Raw genomic sequence first — 1,944 nt, forward strand, 5'->3', positions numbered from 1 at the left:
CAAACTGACCCACCACAATCGCGAGCAAGCTCGCTCCCACAGGTTCTACATTGCCAAGGTTGGCTCAGCGCTTGGCGACAAGCGCTTTCGGCAACTTGAAGGTCCAGAGCATGCCGCCCTGGTTGAAGTCTTTCACCCGCTTGGCCACCTCGCCACCCCACAGCGGCACCGCCCCGCCCCAACCGGACACCACGGAGACGTATTGCTCGCCGTCCATTTCCCAGGTGATGGGCGAGCCAAGCACGCCGGAGCCGGTCTGGAATTCCCAGACCTTTTCCCCAGTCTTGGCGTTGAAGGCCTGCAGGAAACCTTCAGGCGTGCCAGTGAAGACCAGGTTACCCTTGGTGGTCAGGACCCCGCCCCACAGTGGCGCGAAGTTCTTGTGGCGCCAGACTTCCTTGCCCGTCTTCGGATCGATGGCCCGCAGCACGCCGATGTAATCCTCGTTCAGCGGCTTGATGGTGAAGCCGGCCCCGAGGAACGCCGCGCCTTTCTTGTAGGCGATGCCTTCGTTCCAGATGTCCATGCCCCATTCGTTGGACGGCACGTAGAACAGGCCAGTGTCCTGGTTGTAGGCCATGGGCATCCAGTTTTTCGCGCCGAGGAACGCCGGTGCCACGAACACCGAGCTGCCCTTGGCTTCGCTGCCCGGCGCACCCGGACGGCTGGCCTCGTTGTAGATCGGCCGGCCGTCCTTGTCCAGGCCGGTGGCCCAGGTGATCTTGTCGACAAACGGGAAGCCGCGGATGAATTTGCCGTTGGTGCGGTCGAGCACGTAGAAGAAGCCGTTACGGTCGGCGGTGGCCGCGGCCTTGATGTCCTTGCCGCCTTCCTTGTAGTTGAACGAGATCAGTTCGTTGACGCCGTCATAGTCCCAGCCGTCGTGCGGTGTGCTCTGGAAGTGCCATTTGATGGTGCCGTCGTCCGGGTTCAGGGCCAGACGCGAGGAGGAATAGAGGTTGTCGCCAGGACGCAGGTGGGAGTTCCAGGGCGCCGGGTTGCCGGTGCCGAACAGCAGCAGGTTGGTTTCCGGGTCGTAGTAGCCACCCAGCCAAGGCGCCGCACCGCCGGTCTTCCAGAGATCGCCCGGCCAGGTCTTGCCCGCCTCGCCACCGGAAATGCCATTCTCGACCGCCTTGCCGTCCTTGTAGACGTAGCCCATGTGGCCTTCCACGGTCGGCCGGGTCCACAGCAGTTCGCCATTCTTCGGATCATAGGCGCTGATCTGGCCCACCACGCCGAACTCGCCACCGGCCACGCCAGTGATCAGCTTGCCGTTGACGATCAGCGGAGCGGCACTGATGGAATAGCCTTCCTTGTGGTCGGCGACCTTCTTGCTCCACACCACCTTGCCGGTGTCCTTGTTCAATGCCACCAACTTGGCGTCGAGGGTGCCGAAGAACACCAGGTCCCCATACAAGGCCACGCCGCGGTTGATCACGTCGCAGCAAGGGCGGATGTCATCGGGCAAGCGGGCGTCGTACTGCCACAGCTTCTTGCCGGTGCGCGCATCCACGGCAAACACCCGCGAATAGGAACCGGTGAGGTACATCACCCCGTCCTTGATCATCGGCTGAGCCTGCTGGCCGCGCTGCTTCTCACCGCCGAAGGAGAACGCCCAGACCGGACGCAGATCCTTGACGTTGCTGTCGTTGAGCGTGTCGAGCGGGCTATAGCGCTGACCCTGGACGCCCAGGCCATTGGTCACAATCTGCTCGGGGTTCTTCGGATCCTGGAGAATTTCCTGATCGGTCACGGCTGCAAGGGCCGAACCGGACAGCAGCATGGCACTGAGCAGCAGGCTCACGGCGAAGGGTTGGCGACGTGCGGGATGACTCATGACGGCTACCTCTGCGGTTATTGTTATACCCGGGAAATTTTCCCGGTCTGCCACAGATTCTTGGCCTCGGGGCCGCTGCCAACAATTGCACGCTGTGTTGAGTT

1 protein-coding gene is annotated in these 1,944 nt (G+C 62.4%); it reads right to left on the reverse strand.

Annotated elements, in window-relative coordinates:
* Positions 1-64: 64 nt before the first annotated feature.
* Positions 65-1,840, reverse strand: coding sequence for a PQQ-dependent methanol/ethanol family dehydrogenase (locus tag J4E53_RS30470; RefSeq protein ID WP_060742592.1), 1,776 nt, complete (start codon positions 1,838-1,840; stop codon positions 65-67).
* Positions 1,841-1,944 lie beyond the last annotated feature (104 nt).

It is taken from the genome of Pseudomonas sp. FW305-28 (genome assembly GCF_017351395.1).
GTDB classification, from domain to species: domain Bacteria; phylum Pseudomonadota; class Gammaproteobacteria; order Pseudomonadales; family Pseudomonadaceae; genus Aquipseudomonas; species Aquipseudomonas fluorescens_AA.